Origin of the sequence: Enterobacter adelaidei (genome assembly GCF_041937165.1) — a bacterium.
Taxonomy (GTDB): domain Bacteria; phylum Pseudomonadota; class Gammaproteobacteria; order Enterobacterales; family Enterobacteriaceae; genus Enterobacter; species Enterobacter adelaidei.
This window is the reverse complement of sequence record NZ_CP154353.1, coordinates 4,162,604-4,178,028: the sequence shown is the minus strand read 5'-3', so window position 1 is coordinate 4,178,028 and position 15,425 is coordinate 4,162,604. Positions and strand designations below refer to the sequence as shown.

At 54.6% G+C, this 15,425-nt stretch carries 12 protein-coding genes; 10 read left to right on the top strand and 2 right to left on the bottom strand.

Annotated features, from left to right (window positions below; translation table 11 throughout):
- The first annotated feature begins 257 nt into the window (after positions 1-257).
- The 7 genes from mreB (at position 258) to tldD (ending at position 10,304) form a co-directional block, all read left to right on the top strand.
- Positions 258-1,301, top strand: a complete 1,044-nt coding sequence (gene mreB / locus AAHF05_RS20285) for a rod shape-determining protein MreB (RefSeq protein ID WP_000913396.1) — start codon at positions 258-260, stop codon at positions 1,299-1,301.
- Positions 1,302-1,362: 61 nt separating this feature from the next.
- Positions 1,363-2,379 carry a rod shape-determining protein MreC gene (gene mreC / locus AAHF05_RS20280; protein ID WP_023309400.1) on the top strand — a complete coding sequence of 339 codons (1,017 nt, stop codon included), beginning with the start codon at positions 1,363-1,365 and terminating at the stop codon, positions 2,377-2,379.
- The gene (mreD, locus tag AAHF05_RS20275; RefSeq protein ID WP_028016994.1) at positions 2,379-2,867 is read left to right on the top strand and encodes a rod shape-determining protein MreD; all 489 of its coding nucleotides are present in this window, start codon (positions 2,379-2,381) and stop codon (positions 2,865-2,867) included. Before mreC ends, mreD begins: the two co-directional genes overlap by 1 nt.
- A 9-nt stretch (positions 2,868-2,876) precedes the next feature.
- Complete coding sequence (locus AAHF05_RS20270) at positions 2,877-3,470, top strand: nucleoside triphosphate pyrophosphatase (RefSeq protein ID WP_028016995.1); 594 nt, start codon at positions 2,877-2,879, stop codon at positions 3,468-3,470.
- Entirely contained in the window at positions 3,460-4,929 is a 1,470-nt protein-coding gene (gene rng, locus AAHF05_RS20265) for a ribonuclease G (protein WP_049007546.1), read from the top strand. The genes AAHF05_RS20270 and rng overlap by 11 nt, the downstream gene beginning before the upstream one ends.
- Positions 4,930-4,970: 41 nt before the next feature.
- A complete protein-coding gene (gene yhdP, locus AAHF05_RS20260) occupies positions 4,971-8,774 on the top strand; it encodes an AsmA2 domain-containing protein YhdP (protein ID WP_129324202.1) in 3,804 nt (1,267 codons plus the stop codon).
- 84 nt (positions 8,775-8,858) lie between these two features.
- Positions 8,859-10,304, top strand: coding sequence for a metalloprotease TldD (gene tldD, locus AAHF05_RS20255; protein ID WP_129324201.1), 1,446 nt, complete (start codon positions 8,859-8,861; stop codon positions 10,302-10,304).
- 47 nt (positions 10,305-10,351) lie between these two features.
- On the opposite strand, the gene AAHF05_RS20250 is transcribed toward tldD, so the two are convergent.
- Both AAHF05_RS20250 and aaeR read right to left on the bottom strand, forming a co-directional pair.
- The gene (locus tag AAHF05_RS20250; protein WP_049007549.1) at positions 10,352-10,966 is read right to left on the bottom strand and encodes a YagU family protein; all 615 of its coding nucleotides are present in this window, start codon (positions 10,964-10,966) and stop codon (positions 10,352-10,354) included.
- A 219-nt stretch (positions 10,967-11,185) separates the two neighbouring features.
- Positions 11,186-12,112, bottom strand: coding sequence for an HTH-type transcriptional activator AaeR (aaeR, locus tag AAHF05_RS20245; protein WP_028017000.1), 927 nt, complete (start codon positions 12,110-12,112; stop codon positions 11,186-11,188).
- Between the two features lie 179 nt (positions 12,113-12,291).
- On the opposite strand from aaeR, the gene aaeX reads away from it, so the two are divergent.
- The 3 genes from aaeX to aaeB are packed head-to-tail and all read left to right on the top strand — an operon-like array spanning position 12,292 to position 15,408.
- Positions 12,292-12,495: a p-hydroxybenzoic acid efflux pump operon protein AaeX gene (aaeX, locus tag AAHF05_RS20240; protein ID WP_003860416.1), complete on the top strand. Its 204-nt coding sequence runs from the start codon at positions 12,292-12,294 to the stop codon at positions 12,493-12,495.
- A gap of 7 nt (positions 12,496-12,502) precedes the next feature.
- The gene (aaeA, locus tag AAHF05_RS20235; protein ID WP_028017001.1) at positions 12,503-13,435 is read left to right on the top strand and encodes a p-hydroxybenzoic acid efflux pump subunit AaeA; all 933 of its coding nucleotides are present in this window, start codon (positions 12,503-12,505) and stop codon (positions 13,433-13,435) included.
- Between the two features lie 5 nt (positions 13,436-13,440).
- Positions 13,441-15,408, top strand: coding sequence for a p-hydroxybenzoic acid efflux pump subunit AaeB (gene aaeB / locus AAHF05_RS20230; RefSeq protein ID WP_129324200.1), 1,968 nt, complete (start codon positions 13,441-13,443; stop codon positions 15,406-15,408).
- Positions 15,409-15,425: the final 17 nt, after the last annotated feature.

Here is a 15,425-nt window from a genome sequence, read left to right as displayed (position 1 = left end):
AGAATATCGCGCCTGTAGCTTTGAGTATGTCGAGCAAAAAGCCAGTGAACGACCTTTAACGGGTTACAAATGTCAGTGAGGGACGCTGCTGTTGACTCAGTCCTGAGGGAATCAGGGATCAATTTTGTAACATCAGGAAACGTACTGCACAAATTTTCACCGTTGCAGATGATTTTTGCGCCTTGTCGCTGCTGCGTGTGGTTGGTAAAGTAAGCGGATTTTGTTTTCCGCCCCAGCTTTCAGGATTATCCCTTAGTATGTTGAAAAAATTTCGTGGCATGTTTTCCAATGACCTGTCCATTGACCTGGGTACCGCGAATACCCTTATTTATGTAAAAGGACAAGGCATCGTATTGAATGAGCCTTCTGTTGTGGCCATTCGTCAGGATCGTGCAGGCTCGCCGAAAAGCGTCGCTGCAGTGGGTCATGACGCGAAGCAGATGCTGGGTCGTACCCCTGGCAACATCGCCGCCATTCGCCCAATGAAAGACGGCGTTATCGCTGACTTCTTCGTGACTGAAAAAATGCTTCAGCACTTCATCAAGCAGGTTCACAGCAACAGCTTCATGCGCCCAAGCCCGCGTGTTCTGGTGTGTGTGCCGGTTGGCGCAACCCAGGTTGAGCGTCGCGCAATCCGTGAATCTGCCCAGGGTGCAGGTGCTCGTGAAGTGTTCCTGATTGAAGAGCCAATGGCTGCGGCAATTGGTGCAGGTCTGCCTGTGTCTGAAGCAACCGGTTCAATGGTGGTGGATATCGGTGGTGGTACCACTGAAGTTGCCGTTATCTCTCTGAACGGTGTGGTCTACTCCTCTTCTGTACGTATCGGTGGTGACCGCTTCGATGAAGCCATCATTAATTATGTGCGCCGTAACTACGGCTCTCTGATCGGTGAAGCCACTGCAGAGCGTATCAAACACGAAATCGGCTCTGCGTATCCGGGCGATGAAGTGCGTGAGATTGAAGTTCGCGGCCGTAACCTGGCTGAAGGTGTTCCACGTGGCTTCACCCTGAACTCCAACGAAATTCTGGAAGCACTGCAGGAACCGCTGACCGGCATCGTAAGCGCGGTAATGGTTGCGCTGGAACAGTGCCCGCCAGAACTGGCGTCCGATATCTCCGAGCGCGGTATGGTTCTGACCGGTGGTGGTGCGCTGCTGCGTAACCTCGACCGCCTGTTAATGGAAGAGACAGGTATTCCTGTCGTAGTTGCAGAAGATCCACTGACTTGCGTCGCCCGTGGTGGTGGCAAGGCGCTGGAAATGATCGACATGCACGGCGGCGACTTGTTCAGCGAAGAGTAGTCATTGTGAAAGGGTAGCGCATCGCTACCCTTTCTCTCTGACGCGAGAATACGCATAGCCTATGAAGCCAATTTTTAGCCGTGGCCCATCGCTACAGTTTCGCCTCATTCTGGCGGTTCTGGTGGCGCTTGGGGTCATTATTGCCGATAGCCGCCTCGGTACGTTCAGTCAGATCAGAACGTACATGGATACCGCCGTCAGTCCTTTCTACTTTGTATCAAATGGTCCCCGCGAACTACTCGACTCCGTTTCTCAAACGCTGTCTTCGCGTGACCAACTCGAACTCGAAAACCGGGCGCTACGCCAGGAACTGCTGCTGAAAAACAGCGAGCTGCTGATGCTGGGGCAATACAAGCAGGAAAACGCGCGTCTGCGTGAACTGCTCGGCTCGCCGCTGCGTCAGGATGAGCAGAAGATGGTGACGCAGGTGATCTCCACCGTAAACGATCCTTACAGCGATCAGGTTGTGATCGACAAAGGTAGCGTGAACGGTGTGTATGAAGGTCAGCCAGTCATCAGTGATAAAGGCGTTGTGGGCCAGGTTGTTGCCGTGGCCAAACTGACCAGCCGCGTTCTGCTTATTTGCGATGCTACCCATGCGCTGCCGATTCAGGTCCTGCGTAATGACATTCGCGTGATCGCCGCCGGTAACGGTTGTACGGACGATCTGCAACTGGAACACCTGCCAGCGAACACGGATATCCGTGTCGGTGACGTTCTGGTGACCTCCGGTCTGGGTGGACGTTTCCCTGAAGGCTATCCGGTTGCGGTGGTTTCTTCGGTGAAGCTCGATACTCAGCGTGCCTATACCGTGATTCAGGCGCGTCCAACCGCAGGTTTACAGCGTCTGCGCTATCTGCTGCTGCTGTGGGGCGCCGATCGTAATGGTGCTAATCCGATGACGCCTGAAGAGGTGCATCGTGTGGCGAATGAGCGTCTGATGCAGATGATGCCGCAGGTTCTCCCGCCTGCAGATTCCATGGGGCCGCCTGCGCCAGTCCCGGCGCCAGCAACAGGATTAACGCAGCCGCTGCCGGATGCGCCACCACCGCCTAAACTCTCTTCGGGAGGGCAGTAGTGGCAAGTTATCGTAGCCAGGGACGCTGGGTCATCTGGCTCTCGTTTCTCATTGCGCTGTTACTGCAGGTTATGCCCTGGCCGGATGACATTCTTGTTTTCCGGCCAAACTGGGTGTTACTCATTTTGCTCTACTGGATCCTTGCCCTGCCGCATCGCGTAAATGTCGGAACAGGTTTTGTGATGGGTGCCATACTGGATCTCATTAGTGGCTCTACGCTTGGCGTGCGCGCGTTGTCCATGAGCATTATTGCGTACCTCGTCGCACTTAAATTCCAGCTCTTTCGTAACCTCGCGCTCTGGCAACAGGCCCTGGTAGTGATGTTGTTGTCGCTTGCTGCGGATATTGTTGTTTTCTGGGCAGAGTTTTTAGTGATCAACGTCTCTTTCCGACCGGAAGTGTTCTGGAGTAGTGTAGTAAACGGTGTGCTCTGGCCGTGGTTATTCCTGCTGATGCGTAAGATTCGCCAGCAGTTTGCCGTGCAATAAAAGGTTTCTATGACGTCTTTGTATCTCGCTTCTGGCTCCCCGCGCCGTCAGGAACTCCTGACGCAGTTAGGGGTATCTTTTGAACGCATCGTGACCGGCATTGAAGAAAAACGTGCTGAGGGCGAAAGTGCTCAACAGTACGTGTCTCGCCTTGCGCGCGAGAAAGCGCAGGCTGGCGTAGCCAGTGTGCCACGTGACCTTCCGGTGCTGGGGGCAGATACCATCGTTATTCTTAACGGTGAAGTGCTTGAGAAACCGCGCGACGCCGATCATGCGGCGCGTATGCTGCGCAAAATGTCCGGGCAAACGCATCAGGTGATGACGGCCGTCGCACTGGCAGACAGCCAGAATGTGCTGGATTGCCTGGTCGTGACGGATGTGACATTCAGAGTACTTACCGACGACGAGATCACCGCTTACATTGCCAGCGGTGAACCGATGGATAAGGCAGGTGCATACGGTATTCAGGGGCTGGGTGGCTGTTTTGTCAGGAAGATTAATGGCAGCTATCACGCCGTAGTCGGCTTACCGCTGGTGGAAACGTATGAGTTGCTGAGCAATTTTAACTCACTGCGTGAGGGAAGGGATAATTATGACGGCTGAATTGTTGGTAAACGTAACGCCATCGGAAACCCGTGTGGCCTACATTGATGGTGGCATTCTTCAGGAAATTCATATTGAGCGCGAAGCGCGACGCGGAATAGTAGGCAATATCTACAAAGGTCGTGTCAGTCGTGTACTACCGGGTATGCAGGCGGCTTTTGTAGATATTGGACTGGATAAGGCGGCATTTTTACATGCCTCCGATATCATGCCGCACACCGAGTGCGTTGCAGGTGAAGAGCAAAAGCAATTTGCCGTCCGCGATATTTCTGAACTGGTGCGTCAGGGTCAGGATCTGATGGTACAGGTGGTGAAAGATCCCCTCGGCACCAAAGGTGCCCGTCTGACCACCGACATCACTTTACCTTCCCGTTATCTGGTCTTTATGCCCGGCGCATCGCACGTGGGCGTTTCGCAGCGTATTGAGAGTGAAACCGAGCGCGAGCGTCTGAAGAAAGTGGTCAGCGCCTACTGCGATGAACAGGGTGGGTTTATCATCCGTACCGCAGCGGAAGGGATCAGCGAAGAAGACCTGGCGTCTGATGCGGCTTACCTGAAGCGCGTCTGGACCAAGGTGATGGAGCGTAAAAAACGCAACCAGACCCGCTACCAGCTCTATGGTGAGCTGGCGCTTGCTCAACGTGTTCTGCGTGATTTTGCCGATGCACAGCTCGACCGTATTCGCGTGGATTCCCGCCTGACCTATGAAGCCCTGCTGGAGTTTACCGCTGAATACATCCCCGAGATGCCTGGCCTGCTGGAGCATTACACTGGGCGTCAGCCGATCTTCGATCTTTATGATGTCGAAAACGAGATCCAGCGTGCGCTTGAGCGCAAGGTTGAACTGAAGTCTGGTGGGTATCTGATCATCGATCAGACCGAAGCGATGACCACCGTTGATATCAATACCGGGGCGTTTGTTGGTCACCGTAACCTGGATGACACTATCTTCAATACCAACATCGAAGCGACGCAGGCGATTGCGCGCCAGCTTCGTCTGCGCAACCTGGGCGGCATTATCATCATCGACTTTATCGATATGAGTAATGAAGACCATCGCCGCCGCGTGCTGCACTCGCTGGAGCAGGCGCTGAGTAAAGATCGTGTGAAAACCAGCATCAACGGTTTCTCGCAGCTCGGGCTGGTGGAAATGACGCGTAAGCGTACCCGTGAAAGCGTTGAACATGTACTGTGTAATGAATGTCCAACCTGCCATGGACGCGGAACGGTAAAGACGGTTGAGACCGTCTGCTACGAAATCATGCGCGAAGTCGTCCGTGTTCATCATGCCTACGACTCCGATCGTTTTCTGGTCTATGCTTCCCCTGCGGTGGCTGAAGCGTTGAAAGGCGAAGAGTCGCACGCGCTGGCGGAAGTGGAAATCTTTGTCGGCAAACAGGTAAAAGTACAAATTGAACCGCTCTATAACCAGGAGCAGTTTGACGTCGTGATGATGTAAGCGCAGTACGCTGCGTGACGAATGCTGACAAGGAGAGATGCGTGAGGCGATTGCCGGGGATTTTATTGCTTACAGGGGCAACGCTGGTCGTGATTGTCGCGTTGCTCGTGAGCGGGCTACGCCTCGTATTACCGCATCTGGACAGCTGGCGTCCGCAGCTGCTGGCGAAAATCGAATCCACTACCGGCGTGCCGGTGGATGTAAGCCAGATCAGTGCTAACTGGCAGAATTTTGGCCCGACACTCGATGTCCGGGATATCAACGCCAGCCTGAAAGATGGCGGCTACCTGAAAATCAAACGCGTGACCCTGGCGCTGGACGTCTGGCAAAGCCTGCTGCATCTTCGCTGGCAGTTTCGCGATCTCACCTTTTATCAACTCCAGTTTTTGACCAATACGCCGCTGTCGGGTGGTGACAGTAGCCAGGGTCTTGAAGCCAACCGTTTCAGCGATCTCTTCCTGCGTCAGTTCGATCATTTCGATCTTCGTGACAGCGAAGTGAGCTTTATTACCCTTTCTGGCCAGCGCGCTGAACTGGCGATCCCCCAGTTGACCTGGTTGAATGGCAAGGATCGACACCGCGCCGAGGGGCAGGTGAATCTCTCCAGTCTGAACGGTCAGCACGGCGTGATGCAGGTGCGCATGGATCTGCGAGACGACGATGGCTTGCTCAACAACGGCAAGGTATGGCTTCAGGCCGACGATGTGGATGTAAAACCGTGGCTGGGAGACTGGCTTCAGCAAAATATGCAGCTGGAAACCGCCCGTTTCAGCCTTGAAGGCTGGATGACTCTGACGAAAGGCGAATTTGCCAGCGGTGATATCTGGTTGAAGCAGGGGGGAGCGAGCTGGAAGGGAGAAAAACAGCAGCATCAGCTTTCCGTTGATAACCTCACCGCGCACGTGACGCAGGAGAAAGGGGGCTGGCAGTTTGCCATTCCAGACACGCGCATCACCATGGACAACAAACCGTGGCCGCGCGGCGCGCTGACGCTTGCCTGGATGCCTGAGCAGGATGTAGGCGGTATGGAAAGTAAACGCAGCGATGAGTTGCGTATTCGCGCCAGTAACCTGGATTTGGCCGCAATAGAAGGCCTGCGCTCAATGGCGACGAAGCTCTCTTCAGATCTCGGGGAAATCTGGCTGGCCACACAGCCGAGCGGAAAGATCGATACGCTGGCGCTGGATATTCCGCTCCAGGCGACGGAAAAAACCCGTTTTCAGGCAACCTGGAAAGATCTTGCCTGGAAGCAGTGGAAGTTACTGCCGGGCGCGGAGCACTTTAGCGGCAAGCTGGAAGGTAGCGTAGAGAACGGCAGGCTGACGGTCGATATGCATGACGCCAAAATGCCTTACGAGACGGTCTTCCGCGCGCCACTGGAAATTGAACAAGGCAGTGCGGTACTTAACTGGCTCAAAAACGATAAGGGCTTCCAGCTTGATGGCCGCCATATCGACGTAAAAGCCAAAGCCGTACATGCGCGCGGTGATTTTCGCTATCTGCAACCAGAGGGTGATGAGCCGTGGTTGGGGATTCTGGCCGGGATCAGTACCAACGATGGTTCTCAGGCCTGGCGCTATTTCCCGGAAAACCTGATGGGAAAAGCGCTGGTGGACTATCTGAGCGGCGCGATCCAGGGCGGACAGGCGGAGAACGCCACGCTGGTCTATGGCGGTAACCCACATCTTTTCCCGTACAAACATAATGAAGGTCAGTTCCAGGTACTGGTGCCGTTGCACAATGCCACCTTTGCGTTCCAGCCGGGCTGGCCCGCGCTGAAAAACCTGGATATCGAACTTAACTTCCTCAATGACGGATTATGGATGAAGTCAGACAGCGTCGCGCTGGGCGGTGTGACGGCCAGCAATCTGACGGCAAACATCCCGGATTATTCAAAAGAGAAACTGCTCATTGATGCGGATATCAACGGTCCAGGGAAAGCGGTAGGACCGTATTTTGAGGAGACGCCGTTGAAAGAGTCGCTGGCGGCGACGCTTCAGCAACTGCAGCTTGATGGCGATGTGAATGCTAGCTTACATCTCGATATCCCGCTGGACGGTGAGATGACCACTGCCAAAGGCGACGTCCGTCTGAAGAATAACAGCCTGTATATCAAACCTCTTGAAAGTACGCTGAAAAATCTCAGTGGGCAGTTCAGCTTTGTGAACGGTAACCTGAAGAGCGAGCCGCTCACTGCCAGCTGGTTTAATCAGCCCGTAAATATCGACTTTACGACCACCGAGGGTGAAAAGGCGTATCAGGTGGCTGTCAATCTCGACGGTAACTGGCAGCCAGCGCGTATGGATGTCCTGCCGAAACCGATTGAAGGGTCAGTGGATGGCTCGGCATCCTGGAAGGGGAACGTGGCAATCGAACTGCCTTATCACGCTGGCGCACATTATAAGGTCGACATTACGGGTGACCTGAAAAACCTTCATAGCCAGCTACCTGCACCGCTGGATAAGCAGGCCGGACTGCCGCTGCCAGTAAAGCTTAACGTCGATGGTAACCTGAACAGCTTCGAGCTGACCGGAAGCGCGGGCGGGACAAACCACTTCAACAGCCGCTGGCTGCTCAACCGCAAACTCACTCTCGACAAAGCCATCTGGACAACTGATAGCCGTTCGACACCGCCGCTGCCGGAGCAGACTGGCATTGAGCTGAATCTCCCGCCTTTGGACGGTGCTGAGTGGCTGGCGCTGTTCCAGAAAGGTGTTGGACAAAACGTTGATGAAACCGCTCAGTTCCCGCAGACCATTACCGTACGCACGCCGTCACTAATGCTGGGGGGACAGCAGTGGAACAACCTGAGTATTGTCTCTCAGCCAACGCCTAACGGCACGAAAGTCGAGGCTCAGGGCAGAGAGATCAATGGCGCACTGACCATGCGCAATCATGCGCCGTGGCAGGCGGCGATCCGCTATCTCTACTACAACCCGGCAAGCACCACGATCGGGAAAGATAAACCGGCAGAGACGTCACCGCTGAGTAAAACCGCTCGCGTCGATTTTAACGGCTGGCCCGATCTCCAGTTGCGCTGTGCTGAATGCTGGCTGTGGGGGCAAAAATATGGCCGTATCGACGGTGATTTCGCTATTCAGGGAAATACGCTCACGCTCACCGGTGGCCTGGTCGATACCGGTTTTGGACGCATGACGGCCGCAGGCGAATGGGTGAATAACCCGGGCGAGCAGCGTACCTCCCTGAAGGGTGACATTAAAGGCAACAAGCTGGATGCCGCGGCCAATTTCTTTGGCATTACCACGCCGCTTCGCGGTTCGTCATTTGATGTTGATTACGATCTTCACTGGCGTGCCGCGCCGTGGACGCCGGATGAAGCCTCGCTCAATGGCATTCTGAAAACCCGCTTCGGTAAAGGTGAAATCGCCGACGTGAGCACGGGGCGCGCCGGGCAGATCCTGCGCCTGTTGAGTTTTGATGCGCTGCTGCGCAAGCTGCGCTTCGATTTCAGTGACACATTCAGCGAAGGTTTCTACTACGATTCCATTCGCAGCACGGCGTGGATCAAGGATGGCGTTCTGCATACGGACGACACGCTGGTGGACGGCCTGGAAGCGGATATCGCGATGAAAGGCTCGGTCAACCTCGTGCGTCGAGAGCTGGATATGGAAGCCGTGGTGGCACCGGAAATTTCCGCGAGCGTTGGCGTGGCTGCGGCCTTTGTGGTGAACCCGATAGTCGGTGCGGCGGTGTTTGCCGCCAGTAAAGTGCTGGGTCCGCTTTGGAGCAAGGTTTCCATTCTGCGCTACCACATTACCGGCCCGGTAGATAAACCGCAGATTAATGAAGTGCTGCGCCAGCCGCGCAAAGAAGCACAGCAATGATTTGACGTGGGCAGGTAATTGCCTCACTCTCAATAAATACGATCTTTATACCGCCACAGGCGGCAACGAACGAGTAGCAATACGATGAGTCTGAACCTGGTAAGTGAACATTTGCTCGCAGCGAACGGCCTGAGCCATCAGGACCTGTTCTCCATTCTTGGTCAACTGACCGAACGCCGTCTCGACTACGGCGATCTCTATTTCCAGTCGAGCTATCACGAATCCTGGGTTTTAGAAGACAGCATCATCAAAGACGGCTCTTATAACATCGACCAGGGCGTCGGTGTCCGTGCCGTTAGCGGCGAGAAAACCGGTTTTGCCTATGCCGATCAGATTAGCCTGACCGCCCTTGAGCAGAGTGCTCAGGCTGCGCGTACCATTGTGCGGGATACAGGCGATGGTCGTGTGAAAACGCTGGGTGAAGTGCAGCACTCTGCGCTCTACACCAGCATCGATCCGCTGCAGAGCATGAGCCGCGAAGAGAAGCTGGATATCCTGCGCCGCGTGGACAAAGTGGCGCGTGCTGCCGACAAGCGTGTGCAGGAAGTCTCTGCCAGCCTGAGCGGCGTCTATGAGCTGATTCTTGTTGCGGCAACGGACGGTACTCTGGCCGCGGATGTTCGTCCACTGGTCCGTCTCTCCATCAGCGTGCAGGTCGATGACGACGGCAAACGCGAGCGCGGCTCAAGCGGCGGTGGCGGCCGTTTCGGCTATGACTGGTTCCTGGGCGATGTTGACGGTGAAGCACGCGCTGACGCGTGGGCAAAAGAAGCCGTGCGCATGGCGCTGGTGAATCTAAATGCCGTCGCGGCGCCGGCGGGGACATTCCCGGTCGTTCTGGGTGCTGGCTGGCCGGGTGTTCTGCTGCACGAAGCGGTGGGCCACGGTCTGGAAGGTGACTTTAACCGTCGTGGTACATCCGTATTCAGCGGCCAGATGGGGCAGCTTGTCTCGTCTGAGCTTTGCACCGTGGTGGATGATGGAACCATGCGCGATCGCCGTGGCTCGGTGGCTATCGACGATGAAGGTACGCCTGGCCAATACAATGTGCTGATCGAAAACGGTGTGCTGAAAGGCTACATGCAGGACAAACTCAACGCGCGCCTGATGGGCGTAGCGCCAACGGGTAACGGCCGTCGTGAGTCCTATGCACATCTGCCGATGCCGCGTATGACTAACACCTATATGCTGCCGGGCAAATCTACACCGCAGGAGATTATCGAATCCGTCGATTACGGCATCTTCGCGCCAAACTTTGGCGGCGGTCAGGTGGACATCACCTCCGGTAAATTTGTCTTCTCTACCTCAGAAGCGTACTTGATTGAGAAGGGTAAAGTGACCAAAGCGGTGAAAGGTGCGACGCTGATTGGCTCCGGTATTGAAGCCATGCAACAGATTTCCATGGTCGGTAACGATCTGAAGCTGGATAACGGCGTGGGCGTCTGCGGTAAAGAGGGGCAGAGCCTGCCGGTTGGCGTAGGCCAGCCGACGCTGAAAGTCGACAATTTGACGGTGGGCGGCACTGCCTGATCTGACGATGCATAAAAAAATGGCGCTACAGAGGTAGCGCCTTTTTTTTAACGTAAGTTACCCAGCGGTATTTCCGGATCGGGCTCGTGCGTGATGCGGTTACGCAAATCACGACGAATGATTTCGATCGACCAGAACCAGACTAAATGACCCACGATTTCTGAGACGTGTTCGTACCATGGAAGTTCGAACAGCGGCGGTGTCAGACCCATCAGCGGGAAGGAGATCATGTGGACAAAAAGCTGGGCTAACGCACCTGCCAGCAAACCTTGCCAGAGTTTAATTTTCGGGAAGACTTCCGCAACTACACAATACCCTACGGCGAAGACGATTGAGAAAATAATATGTGTTACGCCGACCCAGTTAAATATATGTCCGGCGAATGTATAAACCGCCGCGTTAGGATCGACGACGCCCAGCCAGTCGCGTAAAAACACATAAGGCGGATTGAGAAAATTACGCGAGCAGTCAATCTGACTTGCGGCTCTTATTAATTGCTCTGGTCCGCATGCGGCAGTGAATAAATCACCAGGGCTACGTGGCGGAAGTGGCACCTCCGCTCCCCATTTCACGAATGCAGAGACAATCCCTGCAATCAAACCAATGAACGCGGCGAGTCCATAGCGCCTGCGCGAAGGTGGTGTTTGTTCAAATATATTCATTTCTTTTCCTTGTTCAATGTCATCCTGCGGAATACATTTTATTATTCATATCAGTAACAAATTAATAACAGTCTGAGTGCCAGACTACTAATAAGGTAAGGGGAGGGTAACGGAAGTGTCAATTAGCTATTACTGATAGTGGTGAGGGAATATTCCTGAATGAATGTGCATCTCATCCAGGACATATTCATATAATATATGCTTATCCGCGATAATCAATTATTCCTTACTTCTTCCTCGCATCCCCTGAAACAGCTCCGCCACGTCCACAAAATAGTCTGTCAGATAGTTAATACACACCTGCACCTTGAGTGGTAGCTTGTCTTTTTCTGTGTACAGGGCGTATACCGGGCGCGGATCGGACTGGTAGCGAGGGAACAGGATCTCCAGTACACCGCTGTTGATTTCGTTGATCACCCACATCAACGGCACGTAGGCGATCCCGGCTCCTGCCACTAACCAACGCGAAATGGTCATTGGATCGTTGGTGATAAACCGGCCTTCTGGCAACAGTCTGGTGGAGAGCCCTTCCGGAGCAATCAGTTCAAATTCATTGTCGGGTCGAACGCTGTATTCCAGCCATGAGTGGTTGGTGAGATCGGCGGGTTTCTCAGGGACACCATACTGCGCCAGATAGCTTTTCGAGGCGCAAACGACCATCGGCATACTGCCCAGCCTGCGCGAGAAAAGGCTGGAATCCTGCAATGCCCCAACGCGGATCACCACGTCCAGCCCGTCAGCAATCAGGTCCGGCGCAGGGATACCCGTCACCAGATTCACGGTTAATCCTGGATACTCTTTCAGCATGTCCGCTGTCATGGCAGCGAGGACATTTTGTGCCATAGTTGAAGAACAACCGATGCGCAGTGTGCCGATAGGTGTGTTGTTGAAAGCATAGAGTTGTTCGTGGACATCCTGCACTTCAAGCAGCATGCGGCGACAACCCTGATAGTAAATTTTACCCGCTTCTGTCAGCCCGATGCTGCGGGTACTGCGATTGAGCAGCTTGACCTGAAGCTCATCTTCCAGTTTGGACACCGTCTGGCTGATTGAAGAGACACTCATCTGAAGCTGGCGTGCAGCAGCGGTAAAAGAGCCCAGTTCAACCACTTTGGCGAAGACTGACATGCGTTTTAAACGTTCCATTGTTCACTCTGGCTTAAAAGTGATTTAGATCACATATTATAGATAACAGCATAACAGTTACGTTAATATATTATTAATTACTTAACGGCTGCGCCATTCTCGCCCGGCATTTCTTGCTCTTCTGCGATGGCGTGCGCTAAAAAATTCTGTAGCCTGCACTCTCTCTTATCAAGGTCAACATGAGTCTGTTTCCCGTTATCGTGGTGTTCGGTCTGTCGTTCCCACCGATATTTTTCGAGCTTCTTTTATCACTGGCGATCTTCTGGCTGGTGCGCAAGGTGCTGGTTCCTACCGGGATCTACGATTTCGTCTGGCACCCTGCATTGTTCAATACCGCGCTGTATTGCTGCCTGTTTTACCTGATATCGCGCATGTTTGTCTGAGGTTGATGTGAAAACACTAACAAGAAAAATCTCCCGAACCGCCATCACCATGGCACTGGTTATCCTCGCCTTCATCGCTATTTTTCGGGCCTGGGTCTATTACACGGAATCACCGTGGACACGTGATGCGCGTTTCAGCGCCGATGTCGTGGCCATAGCCCCCGACGTGGCCGGTCTTATCACGGCGGTCAACGTTCACGATAACCAGCTGGTGAAAAAAAATCAGGTTCTGTTCACCATCGACCAGCCTCGCTACCAGAAAGCACTGGAAGAAGCGGAAGCTGACGTGGCCTATTATCAGGCGCTGGCGGCAGAGAAACGCCGTGAGGCAGGCCGCCGTAACCAGTTAGGTATTCAGGCCATGTCCCGCGAAGAGATCGACCAGTCCAATAACGTGCTGCAAACCGTGCTGCACCAGATGGCCAAAGCGCAAGCGACGCGCGATCTGGCAAAGCTCGATCTGGAGCGCACCGTGATCCGCGCGCCAGCCGATGGCTGGGTCACTAACCTTAATGTCTATGCCGGTGAATTTATCACTCGTGGCTCAACGGCCGTGGCGCTGGTTAAACAGAACTCCTTCTACGTGCTCGCTTATATGGAAGAGACCAAGCTGGAAGGCGTACGTCCGGGTTATCGTGCCGAAATTACACCGCTTGGCAGTAACCGCGTCTTTAAAGGTACCGTCGACAGCGTCGCGGCAGGGGTGACCAACGCCAGCAGTTCTAAGGATGCAAAAGGGATGGCGACAGTGGACTCCAACCTGGAATGGGTGCGTCTGGCTCAGCGTGTGCCGGTGCGTATCCATCTGGACGAACAGCAGGGGAATGTGTGGCCTGCGGGTACCACGGCGACGGTGGTGATTACCGGCGCTAAAGACCGGGATGCCAGCCAGGAGTCGATCTTCCGTAAAATTGCCCACCGTCTGCGCGAGTTTGGCTAATCGCTATGGGTATCTTCTCCATCGCCAACCAGCACATTCGCTTCGCCGTGAAGCTGGCGTGTGCCATCGTGCTGGCACTGTTTGTTGGCTTCCACTTCCAGCTTGAAACCCCGCGCTGGGCGGTGCTGACGGCGGCAATTGTCGCGGCTGGTCCGGCATTTGCGGCCGGTGGTGAACCTTACTCTGGTGCGATCCGCTATCGCGGGATGCTGCGTATCATTGGGACGTTTATCGGCTGTTTCGCGGCGCTGACCATTATTATTTTGATGATCCGCACCCCACTGCTGATGCTGATGGTGTGCTGTATCTGGGCTGGCTTCTGCACCTGGGTCTCGTCTCTGGTGAAAGTGGAAAACTCCTACGCCTGGGGACTGGCGGGTTACACCGCGCTGATTATCGTCATTACTATCCAAAGCGAGCCGCTGCTTGCGCCACAGTTCGCCGTGGAGCGTTGCAGTGAGATTGTGATTGGTATTGTTTGCGCGATTGTTGCTGACCTGCTTTTCTCCCCTCGCTCTATCAAGCAAGAGGTGGATCGCGAGCTGGATGCGTTGATTGTTGCCCAGTACCAGCTGATGCAGCTCTGCATCAAGCATGGTGACAGCGAAGAGGTGGATAAGGCCTGGAGCGGGCTGGTACGTCGCACGCAGGCGCTGGAAGGGATGCGCAGTAACCTTAATATAGAGTCTTCGCGCTGGGCCCGGGCTAACCGTCGCCTTAAAGCCCTCAATACGGTCTCCTTAACGCTGATTACCCAGGCGTGCGAAACCTATCTGATCCAGAACACCCGTCCCGAAGCGGTCACCGATACGTTCCGCGAGCTGTTTGCCGAGCCGGTGGAAACCGTGCAGGACGTGCATAAGCAGCTTAAGCGCATGCGGCGGGTCATTGCCTGGACAGGGGAACGCGACACACCAGTGACCATCTACACCTGGGTCGGGTCCGCGACGCGCTACCTGCTGCTGAAACGCGGCGTGGTTAGCAATACCAAAATCAGCGCTACGGAAGAAGAGGTGCTGCAGGGAGAAGTGGTGATTAAGGCGGAATCTGCCGAGCGTCATCACGCGATGGTCAACTTCTGGCGCACGACCCTCGCCTGCATGCTCGGTACGCTGTTCTGGTTGTGGACTGGCTGGACGTCCGGCAGCGGTGCAATGGTGATGATTGCCGTTGTGACTGCCCTGGCGATGCGTCTGCCCAACCCGCGTATGGTCGCGATTGATTTCCTGTACGGCACCATTGCCGCTCTGCCGATAGGCGCGCTCTATTTCCTGGTGATCATCCCGTCCACGCAACAGAGCATGTTGCTGCTCTGCATAAGCCTGGCGGTGATGGCGTTCTTTATCGGCATAGAAGTGCAAAAGCGCCGTCTGGGATCGTTGGGGGCGCTGGCCAGTACGATTAACATCATTGTGCTGGATAACCCGATGACCTTCCATTTCAGCCAGTTTCTCGACAGCGCATTGGGTCAGCTGGTGGGGTGCTTCCTGGCAATGATGGTTATTCTGCTGGTGCGCGATAACTCACAGGCAAGAACGGGCCGTGTATTGTTGAACCAGTTTGTTTCCGCTGCCGTGTCGTCGATGACCACCAATACCGCACGTCGCAAAGAAAACCACTTACCGGCGCTCTATCAGCAGCTGTTTTTACTGCTGAATAAGTTCCCGGGTGACATCGCTAAGTTCCGGCTGGCATTAACCATGATCATCGCGCACCAGCGTCTGCGTAACGCACCTGTGCCGATCAACGACGATCTGTCGGCTTTCCACCGTCAGCTACGCCGCACTGCCGACCATGTACTTTCCGCGACCAGCGATGACAAACGCCGTCGTTACTTTACGCAACTGCTTGAAGAGCTCGATATCTACCAGGAGAAGCTTAAAGTCTGGGAAGCTCCGCCTCAGGTAACCGAGCCAGTAGGACGGCTGGTGTTTATGCTGCACCGCTACCAGAATGCCCTCACAGATAACTGACTGAAGTAAAAAAGCCG

What these genes read in the sequence shown, in the direction of transcription:
- tldD (WP_129324201.1), top strand. Translation starts at nt 8,859, where the DNA reads ATGAGTCTGAACCTGGTAAGTGAACATTTGCTCGCAGCGAACGGCCTG.
- AAHF05_RS20250 (WP_049007549.1), bottom strand. Translation starts at nt 10,966, where the DNA reads ATGAATATATTTGAACAAACACCACCTTCGCGCAGGCGCTATGGACTC.
- aaeX (WP_003860416.1), top strand. Translation starts at nt 12,292, where the DNA reads ATGAGTCTGTTTCCCGTTATCGTGGTGTTCGGTCTGTCGTTCCCACCG.
- AAHF05_RS20270 (WP_028016995.1), top strand. Translation starts at nt 2,877, where the DNA reads ATGACGTCTTTGTATCTCGCTTCTGGCTCCCCGCGCCGTCAGGAACTC.
- mreB (WP_000913396.1), top strand. Translation starts at nt 258, where the DNA reads ATGTTGAAAAAATTTCGTGGCATGTTTTCCAATGACCTGTCCATTGAC.
- mreC (WP_023309400.1), top strand. Translation starts at nt 1,363, where the DNA reads ATGAAGCCAATTTTTAGCCGTGGCCCATCGCTACAGTTTCGCCTCATT.
- aaeB (WP_129324200.1), top strand. Translation starts at nt 13,441, where the DNA reads ATGGGTATCTTCTCCATCGCCAACCAGCACATTCGCTTCGCCGTGAAG.
- rng (WP_049007546.1), top strand. Translation starts at nt 3,460, where the DNA reads ATGACGGCTGAATTGTTGGTAAACGTAACGCCATCGGAAACCCGTGTG.
- aaeR (WP_028017000.1), bottom strand. Translation starts at nt 12,112, where the DNA reads ATGGAACGTTTAAAACGCATGTCAGTCTTCGCCAAAGTGGTTGAACTG.